This is a genomic window from Glycomyces xiaoerkulensis, from assembly GCF_002798405.1.
GTDB lineage: Bacteria > Actinomycetota > Actinomycetes > Mycobacteriales > Micromonosporaceae > Glycomyces > Glycomyces xiaoerkulensis.
This window is the reverse complement of record NZ_PGGV01000011.1, coordinates 1-2,039: the sequence shown is the minus strand read 5'-3', so window position 1 is coordinate 2,039 and position 2,039 is coordinate 1. Positions and strand designations below refer to the sequence as shown.

Below are 2,039 nucleotides of genomic sequence, written 5' to 3'. Positions count from 1 at the left end.
TTGTGGCGTGTTGTTTGAGAACTCAACAGGGTGTTTGGATGGTCAGCGTGCGGGCTGGCTGGGCTGTTCCTGGTGTTGTGCTGGGGGTGGTTTGGTTGGTTTGTTTGACTGTCTTTTCCTTTTGGAATCGGTCAGGTCTGCTTCGATGCATGCTTTGATGCTGGCTGCTGCTGCGGTTGTGGTGGTGGTTGGTGTTGTTTGGTTTTGGTTGGAGAGTTTGATCCTGGCTCAGGACGAACGCTGGCGGCGTGCTTCACACATGCAAGTCGAACGGAAAGGCCTGCCTTTGGGTGGGTACTCGAGTGGCGAACGGGTGAGTAACACGTGGGTGACCTGTCCCTGGCTCTGGGATAACCGTTGGAAACGGCGGCTAATACCGGATGTGACTGCTGGATGCATGTTCAGTGGTGGAAAGCTTTGGCGGCTGGGGTGGGGCTCGCGGCCTATCAGCTGGTTGGTGGGGTGATGGCCTACCAAGGCGGTGACGGGTAGCCGGCCTGAGAGGGCGGTCGGTCACATTGGGACTGAGATACGGCCCAGACTCCTACGGGAGGCAGCAGTGGGGAATTTTGCACAATGGGCGGAAGCCTGATGCAGCGACGCCGCGTGAGGGATGACGGCTTTCGGGTTGTAAACCTCTTTTGTTCGCGACGAAGCCGGTCGTGTTCGGTCGGTGACGGTAGTGTTCGAATAAGCGCCGGCTAACTACGTGCCAGCAGCCGCGGTAAGACGTAGGGCGCGAGCGTTGTCCGGATTTATTGGGCGTAAAGGGCTCGTAGGCGGCTCGTCGCGTCTGTCGTGAAAAGCCATGGCTTAACTGTGGTCGTGCGGTGGATACGGGCGGGCTTGAGGCAAGTAGGGGAGACTGGAATTCTACGTGTAGCGGTGAAATGCGCAGATATGTGGAGGAACACCGGTGGCGAAGGCGGGTCTCTGGGCTTGTGCTGACGCTGAGGAGCGAAAGCGTGGGGAGCGAACAGGATTAGATACCCTGGTAGTCCATGCTGTAAACGGTGGGCGCTAGGTGTGGGGGCACGTTTGTGGTCTCTGTGCCGTAGCTAACGCATTAAGCGCCCCGCCTGGGGAGTACGGCCGCAAGGCTAAAACTCAAAGGAATTGACGGGGGCCCGCACAAGCGGCGGAGCATGCGGATTAATTCGATGCAACGCGAAGAACCTTACCTGGGTTTGACATCACCCCGATGGCTGTGGAGACGCAGTGTCCTTCGGGCGGGGTGACAGGTGGTGCATGGCTGTCGTCAGCTCGTGTCGTGAGATGTTGGGTTAAGTCCCGCAACGAGCGCAACCCTTGCCCCATGTTGCCAGCACGTAGTGGTGGGGACTCGTGGGGGACTGCCGGGGTTAACTCGGAGGAAGGTGGGGATGAGGTCAAGTCATCATGCCCCTTATGTCCAGGGCTTCACGCATGCTACATTGGCCGGTACAGCGGGTGGCGATACCGTGAGGTGGAGCGAATCTCTGTAAAGCCGGTCGTGGTTCGGATTCGAGTCTGCAACTCGGCTCGATGAAGGTGGAGTCGCTAGTAATCGCAGATCAGCAACGCTGCGGTGAATGCGTTCCCGGGCCTTGTACACACCGCCCGTCACGTCATGAAAGTTGGCAACACCCGAAGCCTGCGGCCCAACCGCTTTGTGCGGGGGGAGTGGTCGAAGGTGGGGCTGGCGATTAGGACGAAGTCGTAACAAGGTAGCCGTACCGGAAGGTGCGGCTGGATCACCTCCTTTCTAAGGAGTCCATCGGCTCTGCTTGCCGCGTCTGAGGCGCGGGGGTGGGGCCTGACCATCCGAGTGCCGCCGGCCGTCGGGCCGGCTGCTGCGGGGCGTGGTGCCTCGTGGTGTGGTGTTCGGGTGTGGACTGATTGTTTTGTATAGGTGTGTCGACTGCGCGCTGTTTTCCATCCTTGGGTCTGCTGGGTGCCGTGTTGGTGTCTGGTGGGTCGGCACCCTGTTGGGGTTCTGAGGCAATGGGTCTCGGAGCCTGGTCATGCTGCGGGCACGCGGTGGTGGCTGCTGGTGGTTG

The 2,039-nt window shown here is 59.9% G+C and carries 1 rRNA gene; it reads left to right on the top strand.

Annotation, left to right across the window (positions count from 1 at the left end):
• Positions 1-205: 205 nt before the first annotated feature.
• Positions 206-1,744: ribosomal RNA gene (locus tag CUT39_RS03250) — 16S ribosomal RNA — on the top strand.
• The last annotated feature ends 295 nt before the right edge of the window (positions 1,745-2,039 follow it).